Here is a 13,944-nt window from a genome sequence, read left to right as displayed (position 1 = left end):
GAATATTTCACCAATTATAATTAATGCTTTAGCACTGCATCGAAGCGTAATACACGGCCCCATTGATTATATTCGGTAATAAATAAATTACCGTTAGTGTCAAAACTAATACCGTGCGGGGAAGTAAAAACACCTACACGCCATTTTTCTGGTGGTGTTTTATTTTTATCGGTTTCAGCTCTAACGGTATTGGTACCTAAGTGTTTAACAACATTAGCAGCCTTGTCTAAAATCGTAACTCGGCCAGTAATCTCAGCCACAGCTACATAGTCTTGATAAAAATCAACAGCACTAGGACGCAATAATCCTGTTGCATAATCACCAATTAGCTCACCGTTTAGTTTCATGTGTACTAAACGGCCGTTTGCTCGGTCTGTACAAATAATGCGGTTAGGTTGATAACGTGGATCGATGGCTATTTTATGGCAGTTACTAAAATTCCACGGCGCATTTTTACCGGCAAAAGTAGTAATGTATTGACCCTTTTTATCGAACTGGTGGATGTAATCCATACCATAGCCATCAACTACATAGATATCGCCGTTACTTGCAATATCGGCAGCTGTTAATCGAAGTGGTGCTGGAACCCAACCTTTTTGATTTGCAATTTGTGGGCGATGGAATTTTTCAGGAATGGCTGACATCGCATCGATATCTAATAAACGCTGACCATCAAGCGCCAATTTAAAGATCCGTTTTCCGTTCATTTCTGCGCCATAAATAACTTCTTGGCCAGTGTGATCTTTTTTTATAACAAAACCATGAATGTCTTGAGGAGCATTCGGGATATTTCTTAAAAATTTACCCTTGTCACTATAAACTTGAATCCCACCTTTTTCCCCCATGACACTGACATAAACCTCACCATTACTAGCAACAGCAATTTCACCATGAGAATTACCAATATAATCTAAGCCATCAGGCGGTGTTAACCAGTTCTCTTTAACTTGGAAATCATGCCCGTTGACAGAAAAACTTAAGCATAAAATTACCCAATGAAAACGAATAAAAGAAAAGAAAGTCCCCGAATTTAACCACTGCATTATTATTTACCTATTTTTATTTTATCAGCTTAAAAAGCTGAAATTTTCTAATAGGTCATTTATACCGAGTAGCCAATATTAACACCTTAAAAATAGTCTATTGTCTATCTTCAATATAGTGAACACACCTTCAATCACTTGTTTTTATTGGTTTAATTATATATACAACTTTCTAATTTCTATTTGTTTTTCTATGTAGGTACAGAAGATTGTTGATACTGAACAGGAGTTTGTCCCGTCATTTTTTTAAAAACAGTACTAAAATAATTAGAATTATTAAAGCCAATAGCAAATGCCGTATCAGTAACGCTTTGAGTAAGTAATAATTTTTTAGCTACCTCTATACGACGAGTCGTTAGAAATTGATTCACCGTTTGATCAGTTGCTTTTTTAAACTCTCGCATTAAATATGAACGGCTCACTGTAAACTTTTCAGCTAACCGGTTAATATCAATGTCTTCTTGATAATGTTCAGTTAAATATTGCTTTACTGATTCAATACGTTGATTAGGTATCTCCGAAATAATTTGTGATAACCCCACCACCTCATCACGAGCCATTTTTCGTAATTCACTAGCATCTTGTGCTGAAGTTAACACCTTTTCTTGTTCGCTAAAGCGAGATAATAAACGCTCACTATCACCACCCGCCTCAATTGTACTATCTGTTAATCGACTTAGTATTTCCTTTAAGCGCATTTTATAAATATTGACATTATTCGAAGATAGCTGTTCTATTTCGTTAAGTAGCTTATCAACATCAGTTTCTAACAATTGCTGGCCTGACTGCACTAAGTTATAGAGTTCATCTTTTAAAGAGTTAACTTTACCTTTCATATCATTGATATCGTGAAAGACCACCCAAGCCCAACATAAGGCTGGCACTATCGAACCAACATAATAAATCCAATGTAATTCTCCCCAATAACTACCAATGGCAAAGATCACACCAAAAATTAAAGCGCCAAATAACACCACAACATCTTTTATGTTTTGAAAATTAACTAATGATTTAATTAAAAAGTAACTGCACGGAAGCACTGACAAACATAAAATAGCGAGTTGTTGAAAATCATAATGATGAAGTGGCGCAAAGGATAATAGCTTTTCGGCCATTTGCGGCGAAACAAGCAACTGCCTTTCTTTTAATACATCTAAATACAAGACATAACCAAGCGCAAAAACCGCACCTAAAATATAGGGCGGGATATAAAGCCAATAAGATTTTTTCCAGCCCGTATGTAAAGCACTTGCAACCAATAAAGAAGGCATACCCAGTGCAAATAATAACGCGACTCTGCTATATAAAATAAAACTAGCTATCTCATGTTCAACAAAGGTTTGAATGGTTCTGCCAATTAAAAAGTATATTACCGTTGCAATAAAACAAAAATACCAACGATATAATGTTGAAATACGTTTTCTTACCACAATAAAATAGACTAAAACCACCATTAATAGCTGCACAGAAAGCAAAGGCATAACAATAAATTTAAGTGCGATATCTGATTCTATTGGGTTAACAGGCATTTAAAAATCGTTTCTCATCTGAAAAAATCTAATGCTACCAAACCAATTAGTAAACTGCTATCAATCAAGCTTTTAACTTTGAAGTCATACCCGAGTTGTATTTCATCAACCTACCATCAATAAACTACTAAGACATTTTATCTGTCCTGCTGGCGAACGGGTGTCCATTCACTTTGCTCATCTTCGGTGACTCTGCGAAGCTGGAAATAAACCGAGCTTAAATTATCTATATCAGCCGTGATCATGCCACGTCCAGATGTCCACGCGGTATTTGATAATTTATCAGGGTATTCTCCATACCTAAGTTGGTAACCTTTATCTTCTATGCTGCCAGTAAACCCGATAATGAGTTTGTTATCTCTGATCATACTTTGCCAAATATAAGGCGGTAATATATGGGTTGATAAACTTGTATTAATTGGCAAAGAAGCTTCACTTTCACCTTTGTTATTACTCGCAATTAATGCAACTTGATAGCTTGCTCCTGGCTGTTCTAACGGAATATCGATATAAGGATCAATAGTTTTTTCAGTTTTAAACGTTTTCCCCTGAGGCGAGGTGATAACCGCTTGATATTCTGTTTGTTCAACTTTATTAAATAAAATTCGAACATAGTGTTTACCTGCGATTACCGCTTCAATGTTAGGTTGTGTTGGTACTTTAAAATCAACATTTTTAACATAACGGGTGAAACCATTGGTCGATAATATTTTAACGGTTAATTTTGCAATTTTATCCTGTGACGATTGCCACGTTATTGGGCTTTGCCAATGACCGCCATCAGGCTTTAAGGTTGGCATTGCCGTTGTGTGTTCTTCAATCACTTGTCCATTGCTATCGAAAATTTGCCACACCAGTTGATAATCGCGCATGGTGTAGCTTGGGTAATCATCTAAGCCTCTTGGTTCAATTAATAGGTTAGCTTGCCCTGCCTGCTCATTGATTTGCATTAACTTAACAACTTTAATTGGGCTTAATCCTTGTTGTACGGTTTGATATGCGCGACGTTTTTGTCGCCAAGCATTTACAACACCCCAAGCTCTATTTTCCGATTCTAAACTTTGTGAATAACCACTGCGATAATCATTAAACGTCCAAATTGCTGTTCCTACTACATGGGTATTTCGCCCTCGTATCATTTGATGCCATTGATTAAAGTTAGGATAGTCATTATCTAAAGAAGGAGTTTTAAAACGACCCAAACCATATTCTGAGATAAATAATGGTTTATCTGGCCATTTATGGTGTAATAGCGCTAAAACCGTTTGCTCTGGATTATTTTGATAAATATTTTGCATCATCAGATCAGATAATCCTAATGGATCATTCTTCGGTGTTTCATGGTCTCGATAGCCCGTATTACTAACATTTGTAACCAAGCGATATGAGTCTAATTCTGTTTTTACAAAATGGATCATCTCTTTAGCATAATCATAGTGATAACTTAATTCGTTACCCACACTCCAGCCGATAATGCTCGGATGATTTGAGTCACGTTCGACCATTTCTCGCACCCATTGTTTTGCCATATCATAATGAGGAGGCACTATCTCGGGGTTAGTTAATTCACGAATATTCGCTTCTTCGAATAACAGTATCCCCTTTTCATCACAAAGTTCGAGCAACTTCTTATTTTGTGTGCCATGCATAATTCTCATAAAATTAGCACCTGCGTTTTTCATTAGCTCAACGTCTTGCTCTAAGATCTCTAACGGTTCAGACGAGCCCCAATAGCGATGATCACTAACCCGATTAAAACCACCAAGCCTGACTGGCTCACCATTTAATAACATTTGATTTTCTGTTAATTCAATTTTTCGAATGCCAAAACGATCATTGCTTTGGTGTATAACCTGATCGTTTTCAATTAATTGGCTGTGCATTTGGTATAAATTGGGGCTATCAAAATGCCATAAATTAACTTGCTCTTGTGTCAGCTGCCCTGTTAGCTCAAAGGTTAAGGTTTGTTGAGCGGGTATTTTAATCGCTTTGCTTAATTGCATGAGTTTAACGTTTCTGAAAATGTTACTTTGAAACGTTAACAGCCTTTGTCGATTAGAATTATTTTCTACCCTGACTTTTAATTTTATGCTTGCATTGCCTGTGCTCAAATCAGGATCGGCATGAATATACTGATAATTAATGCGTACATCTGCAGTTTTAGTTAATTTAACATCACGAATTATTCCGCCCCAATTCCAAGTGGCACCAACAATCGCGCTATTATCCGCCTCAACAGCTAATACGTTATTTTTCTTTAAATGCAGCTTATCCGTGATATCAAATTCAAACGGTGTAAACCCGCCCTGATGACGACCAATATATTGGCCATTTAAATAAACTTTAGCGATATGATAAACACCATCAAATTGTATGCGAATTTTTTCATCGGTTACATTTTGCCAATATTGAGGTAATTTAAAGGTTTTACGATACCAAGCTTTACCTGTATAGGTACTGTATTCATTTAACATACCCCAATGCCCTGGTACTTTTAAATTTTGCCAGTGTTGATCATTAGTTGCCGTTAAATAAGCCGCCTGTTTTTGCTGCTGTGCGGTTAAATATGTTTGTGTATTGACCGGTCTTAGCATAATCGCATCAGCGACTGTTAGCCCTATTGAGGCAGTATTTACTTCAATATGAGACTGTTCTGGATCATCAATTTTATAAATACCAAGGCTGATCCAACGCCCCGGTCGATTTCGTTGGCTAATATGTATAGTCTCTATACCTTCAGCGTGTTTCACTTTCGCTTGAGAATGCAAGCTGATGCCAAAAGGGTAAAAGATAAAGTGCTCGTAATAGCCTGATTGCAGTTGTGGATAATGAAATCTTACATATTTATTCGCATTTAGCTCACTATAATAAAGCTTTAAATAATCTTCCCCCCACATTTGGCTAGCACGTTCGGGTGTTTGACTAATGCTCCAATTACCTTGTACCTCGATCAAATCTGTATCGGCATTATCAACAATAATATCGCTACTAGTTGGCTCAATATTACGATAATTAGAGCCATCTCCTAAAAAATGATTAAATTTCCAATCACCATTCAAACTGATACTTTGTACCGTCTCTTTTTTGTTAAGGGTTTGGTAACTACAACTTGTCAGTAATGTCGTTAAACTAAGAAAAAATACGGCATAAAATAAGATTGTACGTAAGTAACTCATTATTGTGCTCTTTGGTTATTAGTGATCGCTTGTGCTTTAATTTTTTTCATTCGCTCAACTTTTACATTTTTACTTAAGCCCATGTTGTTAAAATACACATTAGGTGACATCCAAATATTATGTAACTTAAACTCAGGTTCATCGGCTTCTAAACTCAAATCACAGTCAAAACGAACAAGCTCCGAATGGAATGGGCGCTGCTCACCAAAGTTAACAAAATGACTAATTCCCCAGCTGATCCCTTTACCATATTGTGTGTTAGTAAACGCATCAGGCGTATAGGGGCCGGCGGCGGTAGGTGGCATAATAATGACTGTTTCTAACTCAAAATTGATACCATCTTTAGCGTACTGCACGGTATTTTTTTCAATACCATCACTAATCAGCACACTGGCCACACCTTCTTTAAAAGGAAAATAAAAGGTTTCATGACCTGAATTAGTCACGGGATTAAGGGGATGTTTTTTAAATTCAGCTAATGGGGCATCGGCAATAGCCACACCATGAGCTACGTGATAATTTTTTCGATCATCTGCCCATTTGTTATAAGTAGATTTGTAATACATGTAAATTTTGTTGTTATAAACAATAGGCATAGGATCATGAATTAGGTTTTGATCCCACTCACCTGCTTTACCCGTTTTTACCACTTCTCTATTAACTGCCGTCCAAGGTCCTGTCGGTGAATCAGCCCAAGAAGCAGCAATAACACTATGGTCTCCTTTCACTCCACTTGGTTCATTAAATGCCTGATAATAAAGATAGTATTTACCTTTCCAAACTAATATATCTGGAGTAGCAACTGAACGATGCCCTAAATTAGGCTTTGGTGGTCGCGGCACTGCCACACCTTGCTCTTGCCAATTGATACCATCTTCACTCGTCGCATACCATAGTTCAGCTAAATCCCAATCAGTAGAAGGAATAGTCTCGGTTGCTTGCGCCGCATTTTTTACCCCGACTGGCGCGACCGAAGTATGGCGTTTGGTATACCAAATATAATATTGTCCATCGACTAAAATCGGCCGAGATGGATCTCGACGACTGATGGTGCCATCGCCATTATTGTAGTCAAAACCTTGCAAGCGACTGTATTTAAATAAGCTATATAATTCATTATCTTTAGGCCGTGTAGTTGAATAATCAAACATTCGGTTCATTGCAGAACTTAGTGGCATATCAGGCTTTTCAGTTGGTAATTTATGCGGAAATGTCTGCGCAGACCCCGTTTTTTCAATTGTGAGAGTATCTGCACAGCTAAACAACAAAGCAAAGCTCGTAATACTTATTATTAATTTAACGTAGTGTTTCATAAAGTGACTTTCCAAATACTGTGCTTAACAAGCTTAACTCAGGGGTGTTTATTATTTTATTATCATTTCACTAGGTATTAACGGAATGTGAACATTAAAAGCATGATCACGTGTAACATCTGCTGCACAAAATAAAATCGCGGGCTTACCATCTTTAAACCAAATTTGTGGTCGCTCTAGGTGTTTAACCGACTGAACACCCCGTGACAGCCAATTAATTTCCAACTTTGAAACTAACGGTTGCTCCGCCACGTGCCAGTCAAAACCATCATTTGATTGAAATAACACTAACGACTTACCTACTTGGCTAAAGGCACCGTGCATATCTTTGACTATCGCAAAATATTGTTCACCTTCACGCCATATATAAGGATCTTCGGCCGGAAATTGCTCTCCCTGCTTAATAAAAACTGGTTCAGGATGTTTAATAAATGGGCCTGTTGGAGACTTTGAAGTAGCAACTAAATGCACGACAGGGCCTCCGCCTGGTAATGGCCGATGTTTTGCTACCGCCTTATAAACCATTAAAAAACTGCCGTCTGCTTTTTGCAAAATAGAAGGGTTGCTTACCATAAGCGCGTCTAACGCTTTTGGCTTTTTACTAACATCAATTAATGGCACATTACTACGATGCCATGGCCCATTCGGTGAATCAGCTACCGCGACACCAATCCTTTGATTATTCCGGTGCGTATAATTAAAGCCTTTCATGACTTCGCCATTGCCAGTATTACCCATGTAATACAAGTAATATTTATTACCAAATTTATGAACCGTTGGATTATGGGTAACAAGTCCGTCCCAATATTTTTTATCTCTAGCGGGTAAAGCAACATCAAGGTGTTGATATGGTCCTAGCGGATTATCTGCGATAGCATGCGCTATTTCTGAATGCGTTAACCAAGCATTATGTCCATATGCTTTTGGCCAGCGGCTATAAAAAAGGTGATACTTATCATCATCACCTTTAACCATACTAGCTCCCCAAATATAATAATTTGGATCAATAAATTTCGCGATATCTGGTACAGGTTGCAAATTATCAACTATTGATATTGACTCTCTTTTTACTTCTGCGCAGCTGATCAGGCACAAAGTAAGCAAAATATAGCCGACCCCTTTTATCAACGACATCTTAGGTCCCTTTAGTTGAGTTTATTTTGATGAAAAGATGGAACAACACAATTCAACCACACCACAAAAATTAAATATAAAAAAGTAAAATTAAATTTACAGCACTATTTTTAATAATTCAATAGTAAAAACAATCTTTGTCGCTATATGTGATACAAATATTTGTATTATCTTTTGCCGTAGTACAAAAGTAGATACTCATAATCTCACTAGTAATATTTTAAACGCATACTACTGATAGATCTTAATAAGGGTATTCTCGCATATTTATCCTGCCAAAATTAAAACTATAATAGCAACAGTTAATATTTTTATAGTATGTGAATAAATGCAACAAAAAACATTAACCCGACGAGTGTGACAGAATAAAGGTATTGAGGGACAAGCTAACTTTATATAAAAAAGCCCATTAACAGTGCTGTTAATGGGCTTTTATCTTGAACGATTAGCCTAAAATAACTATTAAATTATTTAGCAATTAACTGATTAAGCGTGTAATACACTTTATCAACGCTAACCTGCCGCTTTTTAATATCTTTAAGCTTGGCAAAATCAATTTGCACCACTTTATCAGCCGTTAACGGTAAGGTAATGTCAACCTCTCGTCCATCTGCTGATAAAGCTACCTTGTTAATTTTCAGAGTTTTTTGGTTTTTCTTCGGCGAGCCATAATTGCTAGAATAATGGTAGTTCCATTCTTGAGCTAAAAAGTTAGCCGCGGTTACACTTGCCGGATCTAGCTGTTCGGTAAATTTAAGTTTAAATCCTGTTTTAGTTAATTTTATATCTAATAACTCAAACGGATTGGTACCATCCCAAACCACCTTTTGTAAGCCAAACGGTTTACCGCCTTTTGCGCCCCAACCTCTAGCTGTTTGACCAACCCAAAGCTGACCTTGGCTGTCAAAATCAACTCGAATATTGCCACTTTGAAAATCATTCATAAAGTTGATAACTGCACCTTGATAGGCACCGTTAACTTTATCAAGCATAACTCTAAAAATGTTAGACTGGGTTTGATCGCCAATAAATATTTGATCTTTAAATGGCCCAAATTTACCTTTAGTAGTATCCCACTCAGGGTTGCCGGGAGAGTTAGCCACTTCAACATGCGGGATCCAAACCACAGGTTTTTCACTCATTTTCGCTAATGTTTCAAATGACATTTCTGAAATACTTTCTCTGGTGTATCCATCAACGTCAATTAACGATACAGGATGACCATAAAATTTACCTTGCTCTAATAAGTGTAATTTAGAGGTTGGTACCCAATCACCTTGGTTGTCGGTAAAAAACACTTCACCTTGAGGGTTAGCACCTATTCCGGCTGGTGAGCGTAACCCCCAAGCATATGGTACAAATTCGCCCGCTTTATTGACTTGAAAAGCAAACCCTCGATAACCTCCAGAAGATCCCATAGCACCAAGAGAAAAGGCACCAGGAGTACCATGACCAAGATTTAACGTACCGTAATAATTACCTTTAAGATCTTTCACGGGTCCAAAAGTAAACTCATGATAATTATCATGAAAATCCCAATCACCAACCACATATTGATATTGATCGGCTATGCCATCATTATCGGTGTCTTTAAGACGCGTTAATTCAGGTTTTTGGGCAACTAAAATTGAACCATCATCATCAATTAACAAACCAGTTGGTTCATGTAGTCCTTCGCCAAACTTATGCCAGGTTTCATTTTCATAACGCCAAACATCGCCAAAACGTGTTGCTACATAAACAACGCCCTCTTTGGTGCTGTCTAAGCCTGTGACATGAAAGCGCACATCTTTAGGTGTTGTAATTGTCTCAATACTGTATCCGTCAGGTTTATAGCTATTTTTAGGAGCTTGCTGGGCATTAGCACCACAAGCCAATACAGACAAAGCAACAGCAGTAAAAGCTAATTTTAATTTCATCATCATACGCTCTTCTATTAATTAATTTTTGCGGTGATAGCAAATTGACCTTGCGGATCAGGTTTGATTGTGACTGATTTATTTTGTATTTTCGCGCCAGCGGTATACCAACTAAATTGGTTGGCTTGCGGTAAATTAAAAGTCACTGCCGATTTTACTGCTGAGTCAACTTGATAGAAAAATGTAATTTCTTTATCACTTTCAGCACTAGCGGTTAGGCTATAATCAACACCGGCTAACTGATAATTAAATACGGGTTCATTATTTTTTAATTGATAGCCTTTATATCGACATTTTGCCTTATCGGTAGTTTGTTGTTCTAAAGACTGCGGCGCATGAAACCACCATTCACCAAGCGGTAAACTACCATCTTGGCCTCTACCACCAACATTAGGGCCAACATTAAGCATATCACCTTGCCATAAGCCAACAATGTCACAACTTCGACTGTTGAAAGCATAATTGATTTTAGTAGGCAGCCCGACAGAAATTGAATAAACCGGAACATTCATCACTTTTTTACGTTGTATAACCGTTTGATTTTCCGCTTTTACTTCTACCTTTTTCTCTAACATGATCGCTCTTGCCCGATCTGAAATAGGAAAAAGCTTAATGCTCATATCCTGATTAGTGACAATCAAGGGTAAGTTTCGCTGATGTAATTTATTAGTGCCGGAACGATAAGTGATTTTTAAATGCTGCTTACCTCGCTCTAGGTTCCAAGTAGGATCCCATTCACCATTGCGTTTCACTTCTTTACCATTAACTTCAAATGTTGCGTCAATTGGCTTACCCCATTGGATCCAAACCTTAGTATCTTCATCCTTTAAAGTATAAAAATCTCCTTCAAATTCGATCACATAATGTTGTATTTCGGGTAATTGAAAATCAGCAAAATTTGAGGCTATTTGGCCTTGTTTGATGAGTTTTTGCTCGTTAATCACTTTATCTTTACTGTCAGTCATTTGATAAATTTTATAAGTTAAATTATCAAAACCTTCTCTTTTAGATAAAATATACGCAACAATTGCTTGTAACTGTTCTTCCGAATAAACCGCACCAAAGCCTGGCATACCAGCATTGGCAAAGCCACTTTTAATATTATTAATGATGGCAGAAGGTTCACTTCCGTGGATCCACTCACCATCTTTTAAATTAAAACCCGTAGCTCCGCTTAAATCTTTAGCATGGCAAGAAGCACAAACTTGTTCAAATAACGCTTTACCTTGCATCGTTACGCTATTGTCTTGTGACATAGCAATAATTTTATCGTCAAGCTCAGCAGCACTAACATTTGATGTAACTAATAGGGCGAGTAAACTGAATACCTTGCTTTTGCCCCCTAATGTCATGAAATTAGTCATTATTATAATTCCCTTACCCATATATTTCGGTAACTCACTTTGTCACCATGATCTTGTAATACAATTGGTGCACAACCATGAGCTTTATAAGACGGTTGCCCTTTAAAAGTTGTTGACCCTTTAATCTCAAAATGATTTTGAACTAAAATGCCGTTATGTAGCACCGTGACATATGCAGGTGTTTTTAACGATTGATCCTCATTAAAAACCGGCGCTTTAAAAATAATATCGTAACTATTCCACTGTCCTGTAGGTGACGTAGCATTTACAAGTGGTGCCGATTGCTTATAAACAGAAGCGGCTTGGCCATTAGCATAAGTTTGATTTTTATAAGAATCTAATACCTGAATTTCATAGCGCCCTTGAATAAAAATACCGCTATTACCTAAACCTTGCCCACTTTTACCAGCCACTTTATTGGGAGATCGCCATTCTAAATGTAGTTGTATATCGCAGAACGCTTGCTTAGAAACCATAGCGCCAGTTTTAGGCGTAACCGTTACCGTGTTATTTTCCACTTGCCATGCAGGTGTTTTTCCATTTCTATCTTGCCAAGCCTCAAGGTTACCTCCATTAAATAAAGAAATTGCATCAGACGGGATCTGATTAATCGTTACTACTGGTGGAATAGGTGTCCACTGCTCAGTTAATTTTGGATCCATATCATTAGCTTGAGTGGCTACTCCCAAGAGGTATAGCCCAACAAATGAAATATTGATTATTTTTTTCATATTCTGTCCATTTAACCTGTGTACAAAATTAAAGGCTTAAGTGTAGATTGTTAGCGCTATCAAATCTAGATATTTGTTAACAAAAAACAAAACACTTAGTACTAAATCATCACTTGCTTTACATATTTGTACTGATAAGCACTTAACAAAGGGTCTGTAATCACTAGCAAAAAAAAGCAGACGACATGATGATTTATGTAAAACCTTGTGACTAACCTAAACAACAGACAAAAGATCCGAAGTAAAGGCTAGCCTTTAACAATAAAATTACACCTTGTATTTGTTATGTGCACGGAAACCGTAAAAACAAATAACAACAAAACATATTAGCGGTAGTACAAATGATGTTTGCACTGATGGAATACCTGCAATCAGCTCACTGCCATCAATTAACGCACCTTGCATAGGAGGCATTAAGGCTCCACCCACAATTGCCATAACTAAACCTGCCGAAGCTAAGCTTGCATCATCACCCATGCCTTTTAACGCAATACCATAAATCGTAGGGAACATAAGTGACATACAAGCCGAAACGCCGATAAGACAATATAACCCGGTCATGCCACCGATAAAGATAGCGCCTAGTGTTAACGTAAAACCACCGGCAGCTAACAACATTAATAATTGACCTGGGCGAATATAAGCCAATAGGAAAGTACAAACAAAGCGGCTCACTAAAAATAGCCCCATTGCGATCATATTATACGATTGCGCTTCACTGGCCGTTAACCCCACAGATGTCATGCCGTAATGAATGACAAAGGTCCAACACATGATTTGTGCCCCAACATAAAAGGCTTGGGCTAATACTCCTTCTAAATAACACTTGTTAGCGAACAGTCGCCCAAAGGTAGCTTTCAGCTCTTTCAACGTTAATGGGTGATCATGTGAAATCGTTCGAGGTAACTTACTAAACAAAAATACAATAAACAAAATTGCTACAATTGCAGCAATAGCAACATAAGGCCCTCTCACTGTCACCAAGTCAGCCGCTTGCATTGCCTGATGAGCATCTGGGCTAGCTACTGAAAAGTCATGTAACGCTTGCGTTAACTTGCCATCAACTTCTGATGGTAATAAATTGGCATATTCTGGGTGAGCGGCCTTTTCTTGTGCTCTAAATTTTTCCACCTCTAACTGGCTTAAAATAAAGCTCGAAGCAATAAACATCCCAGTTAATGAACCAATAGGGTTAAAAGCTTGCGCGAGGTTTAGCCGCTGAGTCGATGTATCTTCGTGCCCCATCGATAATATATATGGGTTGGCCGTCGTTTCTAATAACGCTAAGCCGCACGTTAATATCCAAAGCGCAGCTAAAAAGAAGCTAAATTCCATGTAAAGCGAAGCAGGAATAAATAACAAAGCGCCAACAGCATAAAGAAACAAGCCTAATAAAATGCCTGATTTATAAGAATAACGTCGAATAAAAATTGCAGCAGGAATGGCCATCACGCCATAACCTAAATAAAAAGCAAATTGCACTAAACTACTTTGTGCATTACTTATTAAGAAAATATCTTTAAAAGCTTTCACCAATGGGTTGGTAACATCATTAGCAAAGCCCCAAAGTGGGAATAAGGTTGCCACTAAAAGAAACGGTACTATATATTTTGGCTCAAGCACTTTTGGTGTATCAACCGTTGTTGAGCTATTTGCAACCACTTCAGCCGCAGTGTCTATTTTTGTATTCATAAATCCCCTTCATTCATTTCTATATGAATCAAATTGTTTTTTA

At 37.5% G+C, this 13,944-nt stretch carries 9 protein-coding genes; all 9 read right to left on the bottom strand.

Annotated elements, in window-relative coordinates; all coding sequences use genetic code 11:
• Positions 1-20: 20 nt before the first annotated feature.
• Entirely contained in the window at positions 21-1,043 is a 1,023-nt protein-coding gene (locus ACSLUO_RS12435) for an NHL repeat-containing protein (RefSeq protein ID WP_448248884.1), read from the bottom strand.
• A gap of 191 nt (positions 1,044-1,234) precedes the next feature.
• The gene (locus ACSLUO_RS12430) at positions 1,235-2,572 is read right to left on the bottom strand and encodes a helix-turn-helix domain-containing protein (protein ID WP_448248883.1); all 1,338 of its coding nucleotides are present in this window, start codon (positions 2,570-2,572) and stop codon (positions 1,235-1,237) included.
• A gap of 137 nt (positions 2,573-2,709) precedes the next feature.
• Complete coding sequence (locus ACSLUO_RS12425) at positions 2,710-5,748, bottom strand: glycoside hydrolase family 2 TIM barrel-domain containing protein (protein WP_448248881.1); 3,039 nt, start codon at positions 5,746-5,748, stop codon at positions 2,710-2,712.
• Entirely contained in the window at positions 5,748-7,061 is a 1,314-nt protein-coding gene (locus ACSLUO_RS12420) for a glycoside hydrolase family 117 protein (protein ID WP_448248879.1), read from the bottom strand. Before ACSLUO_RS12420 ends, ACSLUO_RS12425 begins: the two co-directional genes overlap by 1 nt.
• Before the next feature lie 51 nt (positions 7,062-7,112).
• Positions 7,113-8,195, bottom strand: coding sequence for a glycoside hydrolase family protein (locus tag ACSLUO_RS12415; RefSeq protein WP_448248877.1), 1,083 nt, complete (start codon positions 8,193-8,195; stop codon positions 7,113-7,115).
• 467 nt (positions 8,196-8,662) lie between these two features.
• Complete coding sequence (locus ACSLUO_RS12410) at positions 8,663-10,120, bottom strand: DUF7133 domain-containing protein (RefSeq protein ID WP_448248876.1); 1,458 nt, start codon at positions 10,118-10,120, stop codon at positions 8,663-8,665.
• 11 nt (positions 10,121-10,131) lie between these two features.
• Entirely contained in the window at positions 10,132-11,478 is a 1,347-nt protein-coding gene (locus ACSLUO_RS12405) for a c-type cytochrome (protein WP_448248874.1), read from the bottom strand.
• Positions 11,479-11,480: 2 nt separating this feature from the next.
• Complete coding sequence (locus ACSLUO_RS12400) at positions 11,481-12,209, bottom strand: 3-keto-disaccharide hydrolase (RefSeq protein WP_448248872.1); 729 nt, start codon at positions 12,207-12,209, stop codon at positions 11,481-11,483.
• 267 nt (positions 12,210-12,476) lie between these two features.
• A complete protein-coding gene (gene fucP / locus ACSLUO_RS12395) occupies positions 12,477-13,901 on the bottom strand; it encodes an L-fucose:H+ symporter permease (protein ID WP_448248870.1) in 1,425 nt (474 codons plus the stop codon).
• Positions 13,902-13,944: the final 43 nt, after the last annotated feature.

The organism is Thalassotalea agariperforans (assembly GCF_053470345.1).
The sequence above is the reverse complement of the archived record's forward strand: the minus strand, read 5'-3'. Positions and strand labels throughout refer to the sequence as shown.

Bases quoted from the DNA above. Each gene is read 5' to 3' on its own strand.
- ACSLUO_RS12435 (WP_448248884.1), bottom strand. From the start codon at position 1,043: ATGCAGTGGTTAAATTCGGGGACTTTCTTTTCTTTTATTCGTTTTCAT.
- ACSLUO_RS12410 (WP_448248876.1), bottom strand. From the start codon at position 10,120: ATGATGATGAAATTAAAATTAGCTTTTACTGCTGTTGCTTTGTCTGTA.
- ACSLUO_RS12420 (WP_448248879.1), bottom strand. From the start codon at position 7,061: ATGAAACACTACGTTAAATTAATAATAAGTATTACGAGCTTTGCTTTG.
- ACSLUO_RS12405 (WP_448248874.1), bottom strand. From the start codon at position 11,478: ATGACTAATTTCATGACATTAGGGGGCAAAAGCAAGGTATTCAGTTTA.
- ACSLUO_RS12425 (WP_448248881.1), bottom strand. From the start codon at position 5,748: ATGAGTTACTTACGTACAATCTTATTTTATGCCGTATTTTTTCTTAGT.
- ACSLUO_RS12415 (WP_448248877.1), bottom strand. From the start codon at position 8,195: ATGTCGTTGATAAAAGGGGTCGGCTATATTTTGCTTACTTTGTGCCTG.
- fucP (WP_448248870.1), bottom strand. From the start codon at position 13,901: ATGAATACAAAAATAGACACTGCGGCTGAAGTGGTTGCAAATAGCTCA.
- ACSLUO_RS12430 (WP_448248883.1), bottom strand. From the start codon at position 2,572: ATGCCTGTTAACCCAATAGAATCAGATATCGCACTTAAATTTATTGTT.
- ACSLUO_RS12400 (WP_448248872.1), bottom strand. From the start codon at position 12,209: ATGAAAAAAATAATCAATATTTCATTTGTTGGGCTATACCTCTTGGGA.